Source organism: Desulforhopalus sp. IMCC35007, assembly GCF_005116575.1.
Classification (GTDB): Bacteria; Desulfobacterota; Desulfobulbia; order Desulfobulbales; family Desulfocapsaceae; genus Desulforhopalus_A.
The window spans coordinates 101,282-120,510 of record NZ_SWCN01000009.1; the positions used below are offsets into that span (position 1 = coordinate 101,282).

Below are 19,229 nucleotides of genomic sequence, written 5' to 3' on the forward strand. Positions count from 1 at the left end.
CATCAAACATATGGGAGATTACAATGAAAACAATGAGAAAGATTATAAAAATTGACGAAGAACTTTGTGACGGCTGTGGTCAGTGTGTGCCCGACTGTGCCGAGGGTTCCTTGAAAATAATAGATGGAAAAGCAAAACTGGTCGCAGACAAACTCTGTGACGGCCTCGGAGCCTGTCTTGGTTCCTGCCCAACGGGCGCCCTGCAGATCATTGAACGAGAAGCGGATGAATTTGATGAAGAGGCCGTGGAAGAATTTCTTGCACAGGAAAAGAAAAATGCTGCAAAATCAGCACCAAAGACGATGGATTGTGGATGCGCCTCAACCCATATACAGTCTTTTAAGCCAGCAGCTCAAAGCAAAGCCGCATCGCCCTACCAATCTGCAAACATTCCAACGCTGATGGCAAAACAGCCAGGCAGCGACTCGGAACTCAGTCACTGGCCGGTGCAAATACGCCTGGTTCCGGCGAATGCTCCTTTTTTACAGAACTCCAATCTTCTGGTCGCAGCGGACTGTACTGCAGTTGCTGTACGAAATTTTCAGGAAAACTATCTTAAAGACAAAACAGTTATGATGGGCTGCCCGAAATTTGATGATGCAGAGAGTTATGTTGAAAAATTTGCCGAGGTCCTGCGAACCAGCAATCTTAAAAGCCTGACCGTTCTTATCATGGAGGTCCCCTGCTGTTCTGCCATGAAGGTCATTATTAAAAAAGCGATTGAAAAAGCAGGCACCTCGGTTCCTGTCGAAGAGATTACCATCTCAACCCGTGGACAGGAAATAGCCCGTAAATCCTGGTAAACACTATTGCGCTTTTCTGTACAACAGAAACAGTTCAGAAAAGCGCATCTACTCCTGCCATTTGAGGTACAATTCGTTCTGCGTCTCTATCAGCCTTACCCCAAGAGGCTGCAAAAGTTGAAAAAGAGGGCGACCAAAGTAAAAAAGCTCCTCACTGAGCTTTAAGTCAAAGTCTTTTATAATTCTGGCCCTGAAACGCAAATCATGGCGCATTCGTTTCTCGACTTCCTTCTTTTTACTCTCACCAAGAGCTGCGCCCTTCATGTACAGATCTTCAAGGTCATCACAGGGGCAAATTTTCTCATGTTCTCGAATAATCGGCACCATAGGATGGTCATCTGCTAAAATAGCATATCTGTCCACAGTATCTTTTTCCACAAGGGCAAGAATCTCTTCGGTGTTCCAACACTTGAGAACCCGACAGGCATATGGTCTATCTTTGTATATGGAACAGCCCTTTTCTTTTTGATAATAAACACAACTCCATTGACGTCCGGTACCTATCACCTTTACCAGTTCCACTGTAATGGCCTGTATTTTGTTTGTTTTCGGGTTATGGGCCAACTCTCCCTTTCTCAGGGTAATAAGAGAGGCAATGGGAATCTGTCCGCTGCGCACGAGGTCCGTATCCTGAGTATGAAGAGCTGGTCCTCCCTCTTCACAGCACTTGCCGCATCGGCGGCAAGTCATCGTTGTGGTATGCATAGTATCCCTGTCATCTCTTGTTCGATCGCTGTTCCCCAGGCCTCAAGCAACATCTCATCTTCGCAAAACAGCAACAAAATGATATTTTTGAGCCTTTAATGCCTTCACAACACGCTCTGGCTTGAGACTTTTAACCCGCATATAGATTTTTGCCACATCTTTTTTGACCTGCCTTCGAATCAACCCCATGAGTACCACATTATTCTCTTCACAGAGCGTCGCCAACGCAGCAAAGATATTATCCCTGCCATCATCTTCGACAAGAAAGTATGTACCGCCATCTTCCGCCGCACCGAATAGCTTACCATAGGCCGAGGTGAGATCAAGGAGTGAAAAAAGTCCGAGTACCTTGCCGTCTTCATCAACTACCGGAACAGCTCCGACCTTATCTCGTTCAAATATTTTTAACGCTTCATCAAGGGTTGCGTCCATCGTCAGCGTGGAACATTCCGTGGTCATGATGTCCGCCACGATACTTTTTTGCACACGCTCAAAGGTAAGCAACGCCTCCTTTTTCGATGAAACGGATGACGGATAGGCAGAACGCAGATCGCGATCCGTCAGGATACCCACCAGAACCCCTTCTCCATCTATTACAGGTAGATGGCGTATCTGGTATTCTCTTAGAATCTGGCGAGCCTCAGGAAGTGAAAGAAGTCCTGAGACCGTAATTGGACTTGCAGTCATATATTCAGATATGTACATTTCACCTCCTTGCCGACAGAGCCGGATAAAAATTATTTCGTAATGATGATCTGGATAAATAGATGCACCTGCTTATATAGTGTACCACAGAAACCAAAACATCAAGCAGATAGAAGTGAATTTACACGACAAAAAGCCTTGCATGTATCAAAGAAGGCGGTTGTTAAAAGGGAATTCTTTAGGTAAGGTGTACAGATATCTCCCTGCAATTGAGTAAATCCCTGCTTTTCAAATATATTCTTTATTATTTTTATGCACATCACATTTTACAAATCATCGCTTTGTCCCAGATGCTATATTGCGAAAAAAGCCTTATTAGAACTCGCTGGCACCAATCCTGATATACAGATTGAGGAAGTAGATATTATTACCTCACCTGGTAAATTCCGTAATGCAGGTATCTCCATGATCCCTGCAATTAAAATAGGTAACAAGGTCCTTTCCTCGTTTTTTCTGCGTCGAAAGACAATACGAAAGTTTGTTGAACATTCAGGTCTGAAATAAAAATACAATCAACGTGAAATCTTTTCTACGCCATTCAATCAGCTATCTGGATCTCATCTCCTGGGTTTTAGTGTTCGTCTTTTTCGGTGGGAGTGCTTTACTCTTCAAGGGTAATCTTCCCCTTGCAATGGCAGGATCCCTTGGTGTTATTATTGAGATGTTTTTTATTGCCATCTCTATTGAAATAGTAATCGAGTGTCTGAAAAACACTAAAGGGATAGGGACGCTGACCGGTTTCATCACCAACGGTCCTGAAGCGGTTTGTCTTCTGGTGGGTCTTGCTGTCGGCGATATCATCTTCGCGGCATCAACGCCTCTTGGTTCCAACTTTATGAATCCGATACTTCTCGGAATTGCAGGCCTCCTCTGTTATAAATTAAGAGCGTTGGTGTTACAGAACCCTCTTTACACATTCGTTACCATAGGTGCGACTGCCATGCTGGCAGGGAGTTTCTTTTTTATGACCCAAAGCACCTACCCTATCTGGCTGATTGTGGCAGTCCTTGTGACTGTTCCACTCTTTTATTTTCGCCCCCCAGAAGAGCAGAATGAAGAAAAGGAAGAACATTCCTTTTCCCCCTCTTTCTGGCTATTTCCTTCCATTTCCTGCCTTACTGTTGCAGGGTATTACCTTGACCCTGTGGTCTCGTTTGCCGCCAAATATTCAATGGCACCCAAAGGCATAATTGGCTTTGTAGTTCTTGCCACCCTCACCAGCTGGCCAGAATTCAAGTCATGTATTGCTCTTCTTAAAAGAAGACAGATACTTGCAGCGGTGCTTAACATTACCGTTTCAAATATTACAAATATATGGCTTGCAGCCATCGGTATAACCACCTACCTCTTTGTATAGCACCCATGATACTGCGGTTACACCCAACATTTTTTGTCCACCTCTTTTTCTGAACATCCCCTGGAGTCACGGAAAAACAAAAAAGCTCCAGTGACGGATACGCCAATGGAGCTCAAAGATACAACAGTAGATATTGACTGTTATCTAGTTTCAGGCTCCATCGCCAGCCTGTTCAAACTGCTGAGGACAGCCTTTATGGAGGCGATTATGATATCTGTGTCGACACCGGTTCCCCAACATTTTTTCCCATCAGGTCGCTCGATCTCGATATAGGCCGCTGCTTTTGCGCTTGAGCCACCATCGATGGCATGTTCATGGTAGTGCAACAGCGAGAAATCCCCGGTTATCTGCTTTTTCAGAGCTGAGCAGAATGCATCAAGCGGACCATTGCCGATATCTGCAATTTTGATTGTTTCACCATCGGCGGTGATGGTTGCTTCCACTTCCGCCCTGGACCCAGAAGCATTTGCGGCAACGTGTCGCTTCGCGACGTGAAAGTCTACCAGGGCATAGGGTTCTTCAATTCCCAGGTATGCATCTTCAAACGTCTGAAAAATTTCATTGTGTAACAGCTCTCGTCCTTCTTTTTCAGTGACCTTCTGGACCATCTGGCCAAACTCTGGATGCATGTCTTTTGGCATTTTAAAGCCATAATCCATTTCCATGATATAGGCGACCCCACCCTTGCCAGACTGGCTGTTGATCCTGATGATGGACTCATAAGTACGCCCGACATCAGAAGGATCTATGGGGAGATACGGCACCTGCCAAAGTTCATCATCCGACAGATCGTAGGCATGCATGCCTTTATTGATGGCATCCTGATGGGATCCCGAGAACGCTGTATAAACCAGCTCTCCCGCATAGGGGTGACGAGGATGTACCGGCAGGCGACAGACACGTTCATAGACTTCAACCAGTTTATTTATATCAGACAGGTCGAGGTCTGGATCCACGCCCTGAGTGAACATGTTTAAAGCCAGGGTGACGATATCAACATTTCCTGTTCGCTCCCCATTACCAAAAAGCGTTCCTTCAACCCGATCTCCCCCAGCCATAAGAGCCATTTCAGTGGCTGCAACCGCACACCCCCTGTCATTGTGGGCATGCAAGCTTATGATAGCCGATTCACGTGATGACATATTCGAGCAAAACCACTCAATCTGGTCGGCGTAAATGTTTGGAGAGGCGAGCTCTACGGTGGCAGGAAGATTGATAATGATTTTATTTTCAGAACTCGGCTCAAGAACATCCATAACCGCTTCACAGATTTCTAGAGAAAACTCCAGCTCCGTACCGGTGAAACTCTCAGGGGAATACTCATACCTGAATTTTGTCTCAGGATATTTTTTTTCTTCTCTTTTGAGCAACTTTGCCCCGTGAACTGCCAGCTCGACGATTTCCTTCTTGTTCATCCGAAAAACAGTTCGCCGCTGAAGGGTTGAGGTCGAGTTGTATAAATGCACAACAGCTTCTTTAGCACCTGCGACAGATTCGTAGGTTTTTTTAATAAGATGCTCTCTCGCCTGGGTAAGAACCTGAATGAGAACCCCGTCAGGAATAAGGTTCTGCTCTATCAAAAACCGTGTAAACTGAAACTCAACATCTGATGCAGAGGGAAAGCCCACCTCAATTTCCTTGAAGCCGATTCCCACAAGAAGATCAAACATCTCAAGTTTCTTTTTAAGACTCATCGGCTGAATAAGCGCCTGGTTGCCATCCCGTAGATCCACACTGCACCAGATTGGAGCTTTTTCAATTTGCCTACTCGGCCATTGCCGGTTTGCGAGGTCAATTCGCGGATACGCTTTATATTTTTTTATTCTGTCCTTCATTAAATTCTCCTTTAAAGGCATGTAAGTGAAAAATTCCAAAAAAAAAGGCCACGGTTTTAAAACCGTGGCCTTATATGGGATGTCTCAAGTTTCTACAACAGACTACGACGCCTCCGCATTAACCACGGGTTTGGTTAACAAGTCACCTAGAAGCAGAAGTAGTAGCGAGTTTGCGTTTATCATGATTTTTTGTTTATAGAATTAATACGTATCGAATAAATCTACATCTAATAAATTGCTTGTCAAGTTTGTTTTTCCAAAATGGCACAATCTATCAGAAATTCAAAACACATCGGCGGAGGTGGCCTCAGCTGGAATTCATCATTTGCGCCTTTAGCACGAGTCTTTGCAGGTTGACAGAACCACCATTGACCGATATATTTTCACCTTGCTTCACGGCAGAAACAGGTACAAAATGTTCTGAGATACGAAACAGAACTTTCGCAATTATTATAAGGAAATAGATTGATGGGGAAAATGAGTGGAGCCCAGGCAATTGTCAAATGCCTCAAAGAAGAAGGTGTAAAGATTATTTTCGGCTATCCCGGCGGCGCTGTTATCGATCTCTACGACGCCTTGATGGACTCTGACATAGTCAATGTTCTCGTCCGTCATGAACAGGGAGCTGTCCATGCAGCTGATGGTCTTGCGAGAGTCACAGGTGAGGTTGGAGTGGCATTGCTAACCTCCGGTCCCGGTGCCACCAATGGAGTCACCGGCATCGCCACAGCCTATTTGGATTCCATCCCAATGGTTGTGCTCACCGGCCAGGTTCCCCGTGCCCTTATCGGCAACGACGCTTTCCAGGAAGTCGATATTGTGGGAATCAGCAGACCCTGTACCAAACATAATTATCTTGTGAACAAGATAGAGGATCTTATCCCCACCATACGAGAGGCCTTCCATGTTGCACGAAGTGGTCGGCCCGGTCCTGTTCTTGTTGATCTGCCCAAAGACCTTGTCGCCAGTCAGCTCAGTTATCCCGAGAAACAGGATATCAAGATGTCGAGCTACCAGCCGACCTATAAACCTCATCCAGTTCAGATCGAAAAGGCCTGTAAAAAAATCATGAAGGCCAGAAAACCGGTTCTTTACGTCGGTGGAGGTGTAATCCTATCCGATGCCTCAAAAGAGCTTACAGAGCTTGCAATAAAGCTTAACATTCCCGTTACTATGACGCTCATGGGCCTTGGTGCATTTCCGGGCAGTCATGAATTATCCATGGGAATGCTTGGTATGCACGGAACCTATACAGCAAATATGGCTGTAGCGGAATGTGATTTACTTATAGCTGTCGGAGCCAGGTTTGACGATCGGGTTACCGGAAAACTTGCAGACTTTGCCACCAATGCAGAGATCATTCATATCGATATAGATCCAACGTCCATCAGTAAAAACGTCAAAGTCGACGTGCCCATTGTCTCAGATTGTAAAAACGCCCTTGCAGCACTCAACATCTGGTTTGATACAAAATCAGGTATTGACCTTGTAGAAGAGGCGAACCGACACAAACCATGGTTTGACACCATTCGCGACTGGACCGAGAAACATCCGCTCTACTACAAAGATGACAGTTCAGTAATCAAACCACAATATGTCATTGAAACCCTGCATAAACATACCGGGGGAAAGGCAATAATCACAACTGAGGTTGGCCAGAACCAGATGTGGGCAGCTCAGTTTTACAAGTTTGATTACCAGCGGCATTTTGTCACCTCAGGTGGCCTTGGGACCATGGGTTTTGGCCTGCCCGCTGCCATTGGGGCTCAAATGGCATTTCCAGATAAAACTGTGATTGATATTGCAGGTGATGGCTCGATCCAGATGAACATTCAGGAACTCGCCACGGCAAAACAGTACAATTGTCCTGTGAAAATCGCAATTCTCAATAACAGTTACCTTGGCATGGTGAGACAATGGCAGGAATTGTTTTATGAAAAACGATATGCATCCACCACCATGGATGTCGCCCCTGATTTTGTGGCCCTGGCCAGAGCCTATGGTGCGGTTGGCCTTCGAGCCACCACAAAAGACGAGGTTGAACCGGTAATCAAGGAAGCGCTCGCCACCGATAACATCGTTATCATGGATTTCAAAATAGAAAAAGAAGAAGGCGTTTATCCTATGGTACCTGCTGGCAAAGCAAACACAGAAATGTTGCTTGTCTAATATTTTTTCGTTGTTCGAACTACCTACCTCGAGGAGAGGTTAAGATGAAACATACAATTTCCGTTTTACTTCAGAACAAACCTGGGGTGCTCTCTAGAGTAACTGGTCTGTTCAGCGGTCGCGGTTTCAATATTGAAAGCCTCTGTGTGGCAGAAACCCTTGAACCTGGCGTATCCTGCCTGACCGTTGTTTCCAGGGGTGATGAAGCTGTCATTGAACAAATCACCAAACAACTCCATAAACTCATTGATGTTATCAAAGTAACCGATATTTCTGACCATGAATATGTGGAAAGGGAAATGGTGCTTATTCGGGTTAAAGCAGAATCTCACACCAGGGCTGAAGTATTACGGGTGATTGACATTTTCAGAGGTAAGGTTGTTGATGTAAGTGCGAAAAGCTATGCCGTTGAAGTTACTGGACCAGCTTCAAAAATCCAGGCAGTCATTGATATTCTTCGACCCATTGGTATAAAAGAAATCGTACGCACCGGGACAATTGCAATGGCCCGTGCCCCCAAAACCAAATAGCCTAAACTCTGGATATTACAAATGCTCACTCCCAAAGTTCCTGTTGCAAAAGAAGGATATCCATTTATCTGGTATTGTGCCTTTTCTACGTTGGTTCTCTGTCTCCTTGGGTTCTCTCTGACAGCAGGAATAATGTTTATTTTAACCACCTTCGTTCTTGCATTTTTCAGAGATCCGGAACGTTTTATTTCACCTGACCCAGATGCTCTGGTCTGCCCGGCTGATGGAAAGATTATTTCCATCGAGGAGGTTGAAGATAAAAAATTCACTGGTCAAAGAGTAAAAAAGGTATGTATCTTCATGAATGTATTCAATGTTCATGTAAACAGAGTCCCGTTTTCCGGCAACGTCGTAAAGATCATGTACCACCCTGGCAAGTTTTACTCTGCAGACAGCGACAAAGCTGCTCTGGAAAATGAGTATTTTGCCACAGTTTTTTCTGCGCCCCACGACAGGCAAATAGCTGTCGTGCAAATTGCAGGTCTTATTGCCAGACGCATAATCTGCTGGCTTGAGCCAGGAGATAGCGCCATAAAGGGCAGCAGGCTTGGACTGATCCGCTTTGGCTCCCGCGTTGATATGTACCTGCCATTAGAAACAGAACTTGTCGTGACAACAGGTCAAAAAGTACGTGCCGGAGAAACGATTATCGGCAGATTACAGTGAAAACGCTCACATCACATTGGTGTTATCTTTATCCCAAGGCCAGGTTGTCACATTGCATTTGTTCCAATAACCTGTAAATACGAGTCTAATTTCAAACCCGGTACAAAACCCGGGATACGTACTCATTTCAATCATGTAGTCAATGATGCGGAATAGTACGTAAACAATTCCATGCTTTGAGAATTATAAGCGGTACAGCCAGAGGGCGAAGACTTGCCACTCCTCCAGAAAAGGATACATCTATCAGGCCCACATCAGATAGAGCAAGGGAAGCCCTCTTTAGTATAATTGGACCACGTATCAAACATAGCCTGGTCCTGGACCTGTTCGCCGGAACCGGAGCACTGGGACTGGAAGCTTACAGCAGGGGGGCATCCCTCGTGGTCCTCGTCGACAAGGAACCGCTTTCTTTAAAAATTATACAAAAAAACACCTCTATTTTTAGACACGAGCAGAGCAATACAGACCACATTCATGTGATCAAAGATGACTTGAAGCATCCACAATTTCTCCGTAAACTTGCACCTGGCCTGACCCCTGAATTTGATATCATCTTTGCGGACCCTCCTTATGATAAAGATTTTTCATTGCCCATTCTTCAATATATCAACGACAATAATCTTCTCAAAACTGACGGGCTCATTATCATAGAAGAGAGATACAATGTCAGCCTTCCTGCAAAGTTATCATGCATCGAACTCTTTGACAGACGCAAATATGGTGAAGCTGGCTTTTCTTTTTACCAACGCAGGATTTCGCCTTAAAACAGCAATATTCGATACGACAATCCCGTCTCTGCAAACATTTGAGGAGTAGGTCTGTGAATGATGAAAACACCCATGAATATTCGATTGCCGTCTATCCCGGAACGTTCGACCCCATTACCATGGGGCACGTGGATATCATTAAAAGAGCATTGAATTTGTTTGATAAACTTATTATCGCAGTTGCTGTGAACTCTGCAAAAGACCCGGTGTTCAGCCTGAGCGAACGTATGACGATGATTCAAGACACCTTTAAAAATGAAAAAAGGATCTGCGTAGAATCTGTTTCCGGTCTTTTAGTTGATTATGCCCATGCCCAGAACGCTAAAGCAATAGTGCGCGGGATCAGAGCAGTCTCTGATTTTGATTATGAATTTCAATTAGCCCTCATGAACCGTAAGTTGAAAAGAGAAGTAGACTCGGTTTTCCTGATGCCTGGATTTCGCTGGATTTATATCAGCTCCTCTATTATAAAAGATGCCTCACGAAATGGTGGCGATGTGAGCGACCTCGTTCCGGAGCATGTAAATAAAATGCTCATCAATAAATTTAAGAAAAACAGCACTAAGAAAGTTTCCTGAAAGTATGTCCATAAAACAGTCCCGCAGAGCGATTATCGCCTGGATTGGTGCACTTGCACTCAGCTACCCACTTTTGCGGTTTATTGGCTTTAAAGTGCCGAGAAAACCGGTCCAGGTTGACATCCATAAACCGGCTCCAGCCAACGGTGTTATCGTAAGCCAGGAATTTATTCTTTTTGACAGAAATGATGCATGCTGGGCGCTTTCACGCAAATGCACTCATCTTGGATGCAAATTAAATTATCTGGAAGAACTTGATATTCTTGAATGTCCCTGCCATCAAAGTAAATTTAATGCCCAAAACGGAACGGTAATTGAGGGACCAGCCCAGCACGCACTCCATTTCTATTCTGTCGAAAAGCGCGATAATGATCCTCTCTATGTTGTCACAATTTAATACTCAAATTGCCATTTTTCTGAGAGGTTGCCACCAGTTACTCATCCATGTTAAATGGGGTGCCTGTGCTCTGGTAGCTCTCTATCTGTCATTGTTGTCAGGACTTGTGATAGGACTGCAATACGACTACGCGACACCATATTATTCCGCCTCCTCACTTGATATCCTGATACCATACGGTCATTATTTCAGGTCGCTTCACTTTTATACCAGTCAGTTCTTCTTCTTTTTCACCTGTATCCATCTGGTCGCAGTATTACCACAGACTGCAAGTTACAAGGATATTGAGTGGTATAAACTGATAGCAACTCTCCCCGTCATTATTCTTCTGCTTTTTACCGGATATATTCTACGCTGGGATAGTACAGGTGCGTCGGCTGGGAGAATAGCTGAAAGCATCATTGCTACCATTCCTCTTGCAGGAGGGCTTCTTGACAGTATATTGCTCTCGCTTGATAGCAGCGGGTTGCGAAAGGTATATATACAACATGTTGTGGGCCTGGATCTGATCCTTCTTGTTCTTTTATGGCAACATCTGCGTATCTACCGAATTAAAATCATTAACCATCTCCCCATATGCGGTGCAATGCTTCTCTTTTCGGTGGCCTTTTACGCACCAATGGATCCAGAAAAGCTGGGCACAACCTACATCTCCGGCCCCTGGTTTTTCCTTGGCCTTCAGGAACTCCTTCGCTATTTACATCCATTTGTTGCAGGTGTCCTGGTCCCCTCACTGCTCGTAATGCTGCTTTTGTCGATCAAGCCCGCGTATCTTCAACATCGTAGGTGCATTCGCATTCTGTTCATCTCTATGCTTGCCTATGCAGGACTGTCAATAATTGCATTACTCAGATAAAAAAAAGGTTGTATCGTTAAAACGATACAACCTTTAATCACACCTTCTCTGGGAGAGGGAAATTATCGCTAGGATTTAAACCTCACCTTAATCGTCAGGGAGACCCTTTTTCATTTCGCTAATTTCATCCTGTAACGACTTTCTAAGACTCGATATTTCCTCTTTCAATTCACCGGCAGTCTTTTTGGGATGCGCCGCGGATGGACCGTCAATTTCTTCATCAGCCTGAAAAAGGTCATCATCAAAGCTGATAACCTCATCTTTTGAGCTTCCTATTTCCTGAACAAACAGTGGTGCGGAAGACGCTGAATGAGCAAAACCTTTTCGGTCACCGTTCATGATCATAGACTGCTGCCAATCCAGGACTTTTGCAGTTTGTGCAAGAAGTAACTCCTGCCTCTCATCCACCACCGTCTGGCTCAGCAGCAGTACCTCGTAAATCGATTTTAAAAGGACATAGGCTTCACTGCCTGACTCATAACGAAAATGATTGATGTGGTCTGCGACTGTTTTCATGAGATACAAGAAGGTCTTTTCAAGTGGTTCAAAACTGCATTGTTGTTGAGCGCTTTTGATCTCTAAAAGAAGGCTGTCCAACACCTTATCTTCAAGCTCAAGACCTATCGCCTCTATACAAGTTCCAAGACTTTCAAAGCTCTTCTGCCCAACTGAAACTATTTCTTTGTCATCAGCAGGCAGGACGCCTTGAATTCCCGGAGGCCCCTCATCACTTAACGCAGCAATGACCTCTGAACTCTCCGTCTCCGTCTCATCATCAAATGCTGAAAACGCAGGAACCGAACCTGCTGCTTCAAACTCCTCATCATCAGAAGAGAACTCCTCCACAAGTTCGAAGACGACTTCTTTTTCCTCAATCTCCAATGTTGATTCAGCTGGAGGGACAGCTTCATCTTCTGTAAAGTCAATGGCGGCAAAAAGATCACCAGAAGACCGATCACCTTCAGCATCATCAATTCCAAAAAAATCATCAAGCTGATCTTCAATAGCCGAAGTAACATCTTCATCTACATCTCTCCTTTCATGAGAGACAGAGATTTCAGGGGTCGGTGTAGAGGAGATTTCCTCATCTAACAAGTTTTCTCCAGCTGGAAAGGCCGGCGGTTCAATAGAGGGGTCCTCCGACTCTAATGAGTCAGACTCAAAACTTAAATCCTCGTCAAGACTGAAGTCTTTTTCAGCTACGGTCTCTTCTGCACCGCTTGTCTCCTGATCCAAGGTTTTATCTTCTTCAAAAAACTCTAAAACTGTCCCCGCAATCTCTTCTTCCAGCCCTTCATCCGAAGCAATTTTTTCTAAGGTTTTAGCATTATAGATACTGACTTCATCATTATCGAGAAGTGCCGGAGCAAGCTCACCCTCAACAAAAGGTAGAGCCTCCTCATCAGAGTCATCATCAGCCTCAGATTCTACATCAACACCCTGCAGGGCAATTTCTTTGTCGATCTCTCCAAAGTCAGCGGTGATATTATCCTCTTCATCATCAGGAAATATCACCTCAACAGGTGACTCAAGGTCACTCTCTTCACTGTCAAACGCGGCTGAGGACGCTGGTGGCATCGCTTCATCGGAAAGTTCTGCTATAGGGGGTTCTTCCTCGACTCTGTCTTCGGCAAACAGGGCTGGCACCACCTCATCTGGAGTGGATTGCCCCAAAGGAATCTGTGAATCGCCTTCAATATCTTCATCCCCTTCCTCAACATCCACACCCTCAAGAGCCGTCAGTTTATCAACAGGGGGTTCATCTCCAAGACCAGGTTCACCAAATTGATTTTCCAACTCAGCATTCAACTGATCTGCTGTCACCTTCTCCTCTGAAAAACTGTCTTCCCCAAAGAAATTAGCAACATGCACATTGACTTTATCAGGGCTTTCAATGCCAAGTGCGGCCGCTTCTTCATCTGCCTGAAAGCCTTTTACTTCATCCTCCGGAAGATCTGAAAAAGCAGGAGCAATGGCACCAGCAGAAACAGATGACTCCTCACCTTCATCACTCTTTTTAGATCGTTTAAGCGATTCCGGAGAAATCGTTTCGCCTAACAGACTCTTAAATGCATTAAATTTTTCAACAGCAGCAAAGAGTATGGCTTTTTCTTCCTCAATCCCCATCGGGGTATCAACTATTTTTTCCAGACTTTCGTAGAAGAGATGAAAAACCTTAAATGCATCGGCATGGGAGTCACTTTTTTTGACCTTTATGTATGCTCCTATTGTACCGATGCCCTGTAAAAGTATCAGACGGGGACGACTGCCAGCATACAATTTTTCTAATCGAACCACTTCCTGACGCAAAGCGCTCAAATCATCATCTGTGATTTCCCAGTCAATCCCAAGGACAATAGCCTTCAGATTCAGCAACTCACTGTCATTATCAGGGTTTTGTGGTGAAATCTGATCTCGTATCACCGGCTCGGCATGTTTTTGGATCGGCTTGGTTTCTGGCGTTTTCAGGTAGGTTTTTAAATTTTCAAACCGCTTAACATCTTCCAGTAAGATTTCTTTTTTTTCTGCTTCTGAGAGGTCCTCAGAAGATACAATTTTTTCTAGATTCTGGTAGAGTGTCAGGAGTAGTTTTATTGCACTCGGGTGAGAATCTGCTTTTTTCTGATAAATATACTTACTTAACTTCTCAAGTGCCTGGACGTACACCAGGTTGATTTTTTCACCGGCCCAGATATCCTTGAGATCAACCAACTCCTCATTGAATTCCATGAGAACGTCGTCTGTAATCTCCCAGTCTATAGAGAGAACAAGACTTTTTAAGCGACTTATGGGAGACTCATCATCTGGAGTATAACCAAAAAGGTCCTCAGCACCTGTATAATAAGAATCATCATACTCACCGCTGCTATCCGTCAAGTCGTCATCGTATTGTTTTTCAGTATACTGTTCCACCACAGCTCTCTCTAGAGTAGTTTTTTCTGAATTGAAATCACAGAAGAAGATATGATTTTTTTCAATGTAGCCGCCACATTGTATCCTGTAATTGCACTCGCCTCAAAATAAGGTACTTTCAATCTACTGTTGAGATCTTTATCCAAAACTTCTGTTGGCAAAATTGGGATACCATGCTCTTTGAGATCAATTTTATTGTACTGCATGACAAGGGGAATTTTAAAAATGCTCTCTTTATATGATTGGAGATTTTCATGGAGCTGATTTAAAGACCGAATATTTTTTTCCCTCTGCTTCTCCATGGCATCAGCTACAAAAACTATCCCATCGACTCCCCGTAACACCAGTTTTCGGGTGGCATTATATTTGACCTGACCAGGAACAGTGTACAGTTGAATTTTTATATCATAGCCTTTGATCTGTCCCATATCAAACGGTAAGAAATCAAAAAACAAGGTCCTGTCACCATGGGTCTTCAAACTGACCATCTCTGACATTATCTGCTTACGGTAGGTCCTGTTTATATATTCGAGGTTAGTGGTTTTTCCGCATCTACCTGGCCCATAATATACAATTTTAACCTGAACAACTTTGTCTTTTAAGTTGATAAAACTCAACGTTCTACTCCCTATCGGCGTATCGCCATAAACATTCCTGAAATGAGCGACTCAGTTTCTAGCAGTTAAGTCCACGTTCGCTGAAGGTATTACTTCTTATGCCATATGGCTCTAATTTTTTCTATAACATCAACAACATTCAACCGTAGAAACCCAAGTGAAATATCCCGTCCAAACATCGATATCAGCAATAATTCATCATCGATTTTGCTAAAATGAATATTTGACTCCTGTCCCTTGTGAAAAAGAAGAGAAAATTCCTGTTCACCAACAAGTTTGGCCATCGCATCAACGGTTGCAAAATTCCCTGCAGCTAGGGCAGCAAAAGAGTAGACATCGTACTTGCTCTCGCCGTTATCTTTTGCAGTTATTATATTTCCAGCCATGTCAATAATAATGACACAATCAACGCCGAGTTTTATTAATTTCTCCGACAAGATCCCATCTATCTGCTCGAGTTGCTCTTGACTGACAATCCCATAATTCATGCCACAAACCTCATTGTAAAGTTGGTTGCTGCGATCAGCTTATTTGAAGGCCTAATAAAAAACGTGTTTTATTTTACGTGATTTAGGTATTTAGATTTATTACAAACTGTGGGGCTAGACATGCTTATACAATTTTCTTCGAAGAAATAATTGTCGTCCACCGTATTGTTTGATTATAGTGCATTTAATAATAGTCAAAATGTACAACAAAATTTTACTGTTATCAATATACGATAGATTTCTGATGATATGAAGAACTATTTTACAATTTGTAACGATTCCATTCCACCATGAGTAAGGCAGAGTCTACATTGATACTTGAGGCTTAACGGAGTAATAATATTACGACCTTAATTTCTATATTTTTTTCAGCTCTGTTTCAATCATATTAAATCCCCTATCTGAGAGAATGCTTTTTTGAAAAATCCACTGAGTTCATTTCCCAGCCTGTCAGCCGGCAGCTATTTAATAGACACCCATTGCCATCTCGACATGGAGGCATACGCTGATGACCTCAACGAGGTGATTTTTCGGGCACAAAAGTACGGAGTCAAGACTATTATTACGATTGGTATTGACTTACCAAGCTCTAAAGCTGCAGTCAAACTTGCTCAAAAACATAAAGGTGTCTATGCCACAATAGGAGTCCATCCACACGACGTTGACCATCTCGACGAACACACGTATGAAGCTCTTCGTCTTCTTTACCGTAACCATAAACAACAAATCGTTGGATATGGTGAAATTGGCCTCGACTATGTAAAAATGTATTCAGAGCCAGCCAACCAGAGGAAACATTTTACCAGGCAACTGGAATTGGCACAGAACCTTGGCCTGCCTGTTGTAATACACAACAGGGAAGCTGATACCGATACGCTTTTCACCTTACAGGCACAAAAGAACTTTCCTAATGGTGGAATTATGCATTGCTTTTCCGGAGATTATGATTTTGCTGTTAAAATTATCGATATGGGTTTGAAAATATCAATTCCTGGGGTTGTAACTTTCAAAAACGCCACAAAACTCCAAGAGGTAGTTACCAAAATCCCCATAGAACATATGATAGTCGAAACCGACGGACCGTTTCTGAGCCCCCATCCCTTTCGGGGTAAGCGCAATGAACCGGCTCATGTGTTGTTTACCGCAATGAAAATCGCAGAACTAAAAAACATTTCAATAGACGAGGTCGCGCACCACACCTCTGTCAACGCAACAACTCTTTTCAATCTTAATTAGACAATGATATCTGACAATATTCATCACATTAAACAGCAAATACAAAAAGCCGCAAAACAAGTAAACAGAAATGCTTCAGACATTAAACTCGTGGCAGTCTCGAAACGCTTTCCCATAGAAGCTATCCAGGAGGCATGCCACGCAGGTCATTTTTTATTTGGAGAAAATTACATCCAGGAACTCATCCATAAACGACCAGCAGTACCAATGAATGCCAGTTTTCATTTTATAGGTAATCTCCAGAGCAACAAAGCCAGACACGCGGCTGAGCTCTGTGATATGGTTGAAACTGTAGACAGGGAGAAGCTCGGCAAAGAGCTGAATAAACACTGCATCACTCTCAACAAAACACTCGACATTCTTGTTCAAGTAAACATAGGCAATGAACCGCAAAAATCGGGCGTTGAACGGAGAGAGGCGGGATCCTTAATCCAACACCTTAATCAACTGGATAACTTAAGAGTCTGTGGACTAATGACTATTCCTCCAGCTACAGACACCCCGGAAGAAAGCAGAGCATTTTTCAGAGAACTGCGCACTCTCTCAGAAGATTTTATGGCCAAAGGACTCTTCCCCAAAATTGCCCGACCAGAATTATCAATGGGAATGTCGAGTGATTTTCATATTGCAATTGAAGAGGGTGCAACTATCATTCGAGTTGGAACAGCCTTGTTTGGACAACGTGGGACCTGATACACCGCATACGAAAAGGGCGCGAATCAAACTCGATTCGCGCCCTCAAAAACAATTTGACCTTGTATCCAGAATTACTTTCTCTTGGAGGCTCTCTTTGCAGCTTTTAGAGGGTTAATCCTTACCTTCACAATGTTGATCTCAGGCTTTGCATGGGTGGCAAAATTACAAAGTCCGAGCTTCCATTTCGCTTCGGGATAGAGATAACTTTTACAATACTGAACACCTTCCTGTTCAACAACACGAGCACAACCATCACATTTCTCGATAACTGGCTGGAACCGACCATCACTATAGCTTACAGTGGTCTCATTTTTCATAACTTAGTCCTCCGACCCATATAATACTTACTGGTTTCTTATCACCAGGAAATAGCTATTAAAAGCTACAATTAATATCAAACAATACTTCACAACCTTTCATCATACCAAAACGACATGGACAACACAAGGGTTTTTCTCTACTGATATTGCAATTCTCATATCATTTTTTACATCATCCTTACCATCGATAAGATTTGCTTGTGGAATAAATGCCAAAAGGTTGTAATCAATAACCTCATGATATATAATCGATATTGCGTGATGCGATCTGTTTTATTCAAGATTAATATTATACACTATAGTTAGCACAATTGGAGAAGCAAATGCCAACGTATATCTGGAAGGGGAAAAACTCATATGGTGAAAAACGCAAAGGTGAACTTGAAGCCCCCGACCTCTCATCTGCTACATCTCAAGTAAAACGACTTCGCATCTCAAATGCAGTAGTTAAAGAAAAGCCAAAGGATATTTTAGCTGAAATACCCTTTTTCAAACCAAATGTTACAGGCAAAGATATTGTAATATTCACAAGGCAGCTGTCAACTATGATAGATGCCGGTCTTCCTCTTGTTCAGGGACTGGAAATTTTAGAAAAACAGCAGAGTAATACCACTTTTAAATCTGCGCTCGGAGAGATCAGACTCGACGTTGAGGCGGGCTCAACGCTTGCTGATGCCATGCGGAAAAAACCAAAAATATTTGACAATCTTTTTACCAACATGATTGAGGCCGGTGAGACAGGCGGTATTCTTGATACCATACTTTCACGTCTCGCGGTTTTTATGGAAAAATCAATGGCACTTAAAAAGAAAATCAAAGGGGCCATGACCTACCCTGCGATTTGTCTTGCCATCTCCCTACTCATCACAGCTATTATTCTGGTGTTTGTCGTTCCGGTATTTAGTAAAATGTTTGAAGATTTTGGTTCTACACTGCCACTTCCCACTCAGATTGTTGTGGATATCAGTGATTTTTTCAAAAACAATTTTTTTTATTTTATAATTGCAATCGTTTTTCTGGTTATGGGGGTTAAGAAATTCTATTCCACTGAAAAGGGGCAAAAGGCTATTGATAAAGGTTTACTCCATGCCCCTGTTATTGGAATGCTCCTGCGTAAGGTGGCTGTGGCAAAATTTACCAGAACTCTCAGTACCATGCTGCAATCTGGTGTTCCTATTCTTGAAGCTCTGCAGGTCGTTGCTAAGACAGCTGGTAATAAAGTTATCGAAACCGCTGTGTTCAGAGTCGGTGACTCGATAGCGGAAGGTCGCCCACTTGCTGACCCTCTTGAAGAAACAGGTGTTTTTCCAAATATGGTTGTACAAATGATTAATGTAGGTGAATCTGTTGGTGCTCTTGATGCGATGCTTGAAAAAATAGCCGACTTTTATGATGAGGAGGTCGACCAGGCTGTAGAGAATCTCACAGCCATGATTGAACCTTTTATGATGGTTTTCCTAGGTGGGATGATAGGTGGTCTTGTCGTCGCTATGTACTTGCCGATATTTAAGATCGCCTCTGTCGTGTAACAATTTGTTTTCAACTTTTCTTCATAGAATTTGACTTTCCCGTAGCAAAGTATATGATTAGT

General features: G+C 43.4%; 19 protein-coding genes. 12 read left to right on the plus strand and 7 right to left on the minus strand.

Features of this window, described 5'->3' with window-relative positions:
• The first annotated feature begins 23 nt into the window (after positions 1–23).
• Entirely contained in the window at positions 24–803 is a 780-nt protein-coding gene (locus FCL48_RS11360; protein ID WP_136872401.1) for an ATP-binding protein, read from the plus strand.
• A 48-nt stretch (positions 804–851) separates the two neighbouring features.
• Here FCL48_RS11360 and FCL48_RS11365 read toward each other — a convergent pair whose 3' ends face one another.
• A complete protein-coding gene (locus FCL48_RS11365; RefSeq protein WP_136872402.1) occupies positions 852–1,508 on the minus strand; it encodes a YkgJ family cysteine cluster protein in 657 nt (218 codons plus the stop codon).
• Positions 1,509–1,562: 54 nt separating this feature from the next.
• Positions 1,563–2,213 (minus strand): CBS domain-containing protein, encoded by a 651-nt coding sequence (locus FCL48_RS11370; RefSeq protein WP_136872403.1) that lies wholly within the window; start codon positions 2,211–2,213, stop codon positions 1,563–1,565.
• A gap of 517 nt (positions 2,214–2,730) precedes the next feature.
• Here FCL48_RS11370 and FCL48_RS11375 point away from each other — a divergent pair.
• Positions 2,731–3,570 (plus strand): sodium:proton exchanger, encoded by an 840-nt coding sequence (locus tag FCL48_RS11375; RefSeq protein WP_136872404.1) that lies wholly within the window; start codon positions 2,731–2,733, stop codon positions 3,568–3,570.
• Positions 3,571–3,710: 140 nt separating this feature from the next.
• On the opposite strand, the gene leuA is transcribed toward FCL48_RS11375, so the two are convergent.
• Positions 3,711–5,405 (minus strand): 2-isopropylmalate synthase, encoded by a 1,695-nt coding sequence (gene leuA / locus FCL48_RS11380; protein WP_240744819.1) that lies wholly within the window; start codon positions 5,403–5,405, stop codon positions 3,711–3,713.
• 468 nt (positions 5,406–5,873) lie between these two features.
• Between leuA and ilvB the strand changes: the two genes are divergently transcribed.
• The 7 genes from ilvB (at position 5,874) to FCL48_RS11415 (ending at position 11,368) form a co-directional block, all read left to right on the plus strand.
• Positions 5,874–7,574 carry a biosynthetic-type acetolactate synthase large subunit gene (ilvB, locus tag FCL48_RS11385; RefSeq protein WP_136872406.1) on the plus strand — a complete coding sequence of 567 codons (1,701 nt, stop codon included), beginning with the start codon at positions 5,874–5,876 and terminating at the stop codon, positions 7,572–7,574.
• A 44-nt stretch (positions 7,575–7,618) separates the two neighbouring features.
• Positions 7,619–8,104: an acetolactate synthase small subunit gene (gene ilvN, locus FCL48_RS11390; protein WP_136872407.1), complete on the plus strand. Its 486-nt coding sequence runs from the start codon at positions 7,619–7,621 to the stop codon at positions 8,102–8,104.
• A gap of 21 nt (positions 8,105–8,125) precedes the next feature.
• On the plus strand, positions 8,126–8,770 hold the full coding sequence (locus tag FCL48_RS11395; protein WP_136872408.1) for a phosphatidylserine decarboxylase family protein: 645 nt from the start codon (positions 8,126–8,128) through the stop codon (positions 8,768–8,770).
• Between the two features lie 176 nt (positions 8,771–8,946).
• Positions 8,947–9,534, plus strand: a complete 588-nt coding sequence (gene rsmD, locus FCL48_RS11400) for a 16S rRNA (guanine(966)-N(2))-methyltransferase RsmD (protein WP_169309191.1) — start codon at positions 8,947–8,949, stop codon at positions 9,532–9,534.
• Positions 9,535–9,590: 56 nt separating this feature from the next.
• Positions 9,591–10,115, plus strand: a complete 525-nt coding sequence (coaD, locus tag FCL48_RS11405; RefSeq protein ID WP_240744820.1) for a pantetheine-phosphate adenylyltransferase — start codon at positions 9,591–9,593, stop codon at positions 10,113–10,115.
• Positions 10,116–10,119: 4 nt separating this feature from the next.
• The gene (locus FCL48_RS11410) at positions 10,120–10,512 is read left to right on the plus strand and encodes a ubiquinol-cytochrome c reductase iron-sulfur subunit (RefSeq protein WP_136872410.1); all 393 of its coding nucleotides are present in this window, start codon (positions 10,120–10,122) and stop codon (positions 10,510–10,512) included.
• Positions 10,496–11,368 (plus strand): cytochrome b N-terminal domain-containing protein, encoded by an 873-nt coding sequence (locus tag FCL48_RS11415; RefSeq protein WP_169309192.1) that lies wholly within the window; start codon positions 10,496–10,498, stop codon positions 11,366–11,368. The genes FCL48_RS11410 and FCL48_RS11415 overlap by 17 nt, the downstream gene beginning before the upstream one ends.
• Before the next feature lie 87 nt (positions 11,369–11,455).
• Here FCL48_RS11415 and FCL48_RS11420 read toward each other — a convergent pair whose 3' ends face one another.
• From FCL48_RS11420 to FCL48_RS11430, 3 genes are all read right to left on the minus strand, one after another.
• Positions 11,456–14,281, minus strand: a complete 2,826-nt coding sequence (locus FCL48_RS11420) for a hypothetical protein (protein WP_136872412.1) — start codon at positions 14,279–14,281, stop codon at positions 11,456–11,458.
• A gap of 11 nt (positions 14,282–14,292) precedes the next feature.
• Positions 14,293–14,898 carry an ATP/GTP-binding protein gene (locus FCL48_RS11425; RefSeq protein WP_136872413.1) on the minus strand — a complete coding sequence of 202 codons (606 nt, stop codon included), beginning with the start codon at positions 14,896–14,898 and terminating at the stop codon, positions 14,293–14,295.
• Between the two features lie 89 nt (positions 14,899–14,987).
• On the minus strand, positions 14,988–15,386 hold the full coding sequence (locus FCL48_RS11430) for a roadblock/LC7 domain-containing protein (RefSeq protein ID WP_136872414.1): 399 nt from the start codon (positions 15,384–15,386) through the stop codon (positions 14,988–14,990).
• Between the two features lie 417 nt (positions 15,387–15,803).
• Between FCL48_RS11430 and FCL48_RS11435 the strand changes: the two genes are divergently transcribed.
• Together FCL48_RS11435 and FCL48_RS11440 are read left to right on the plus strand one after the other, a co-directional pair.
• Positions 15,804–16,622 (plus strand): TatD family hydrolase, encoded by an 819-nt coding sequence (locus tag FCL48_RS11435; protein WP_240744821.1) that lies wholly within the window; start codon positions 15,804–15,806, stop codon positions 16,620–16,622.
• 3 nt (positions 16,623–16,625) lie between these two features.
• Positions 16,626–17,315: a YggS family pyridoxal phosphate-dependent enzyme gene (locus FCL48_RS11440; RefSeq protein WP_136872415.1), complete on the plus strand. Its 690-nt coding sequence runs from the start codon at positions 16,626–16,628 to the stop codon at positions 17,313–17,315.
• Between the two features lie 74 nt (positions 17,316–17,389).
• Here the strand turns inward: FCL48_RS11440 and FCL48_RS11445 are convergent, their stop codons facing one another.
• Entirely contained in the window at positions 17,390–17,635 is a 246-nt protein-coding gene (locus FCL48_RS11445) for a PxxKW family cysteine-rich protein (RefSeq protein ID WP_136872416.1), read from the minus strand.
• Positions 17,636–17,961: 326 nt separating this feature from the next.
• Between FCL48_RS11445 and FCL48_RS11450 the strand changes: the two genes are divergently transcribed.
• Complete coding sequence (locus tag FCL48_RS11450; protein ID WP_136872417.1) at positions 17,962–19,167, plus strand: type II secretion system F family protein; 1,206 nt, start codon at positions 17,962–17,964, stop codon at positions 19,165–19,167.
• The last annotated feature ends 62 nt before the right edge of the window (positions 19,168–19,229 follow it).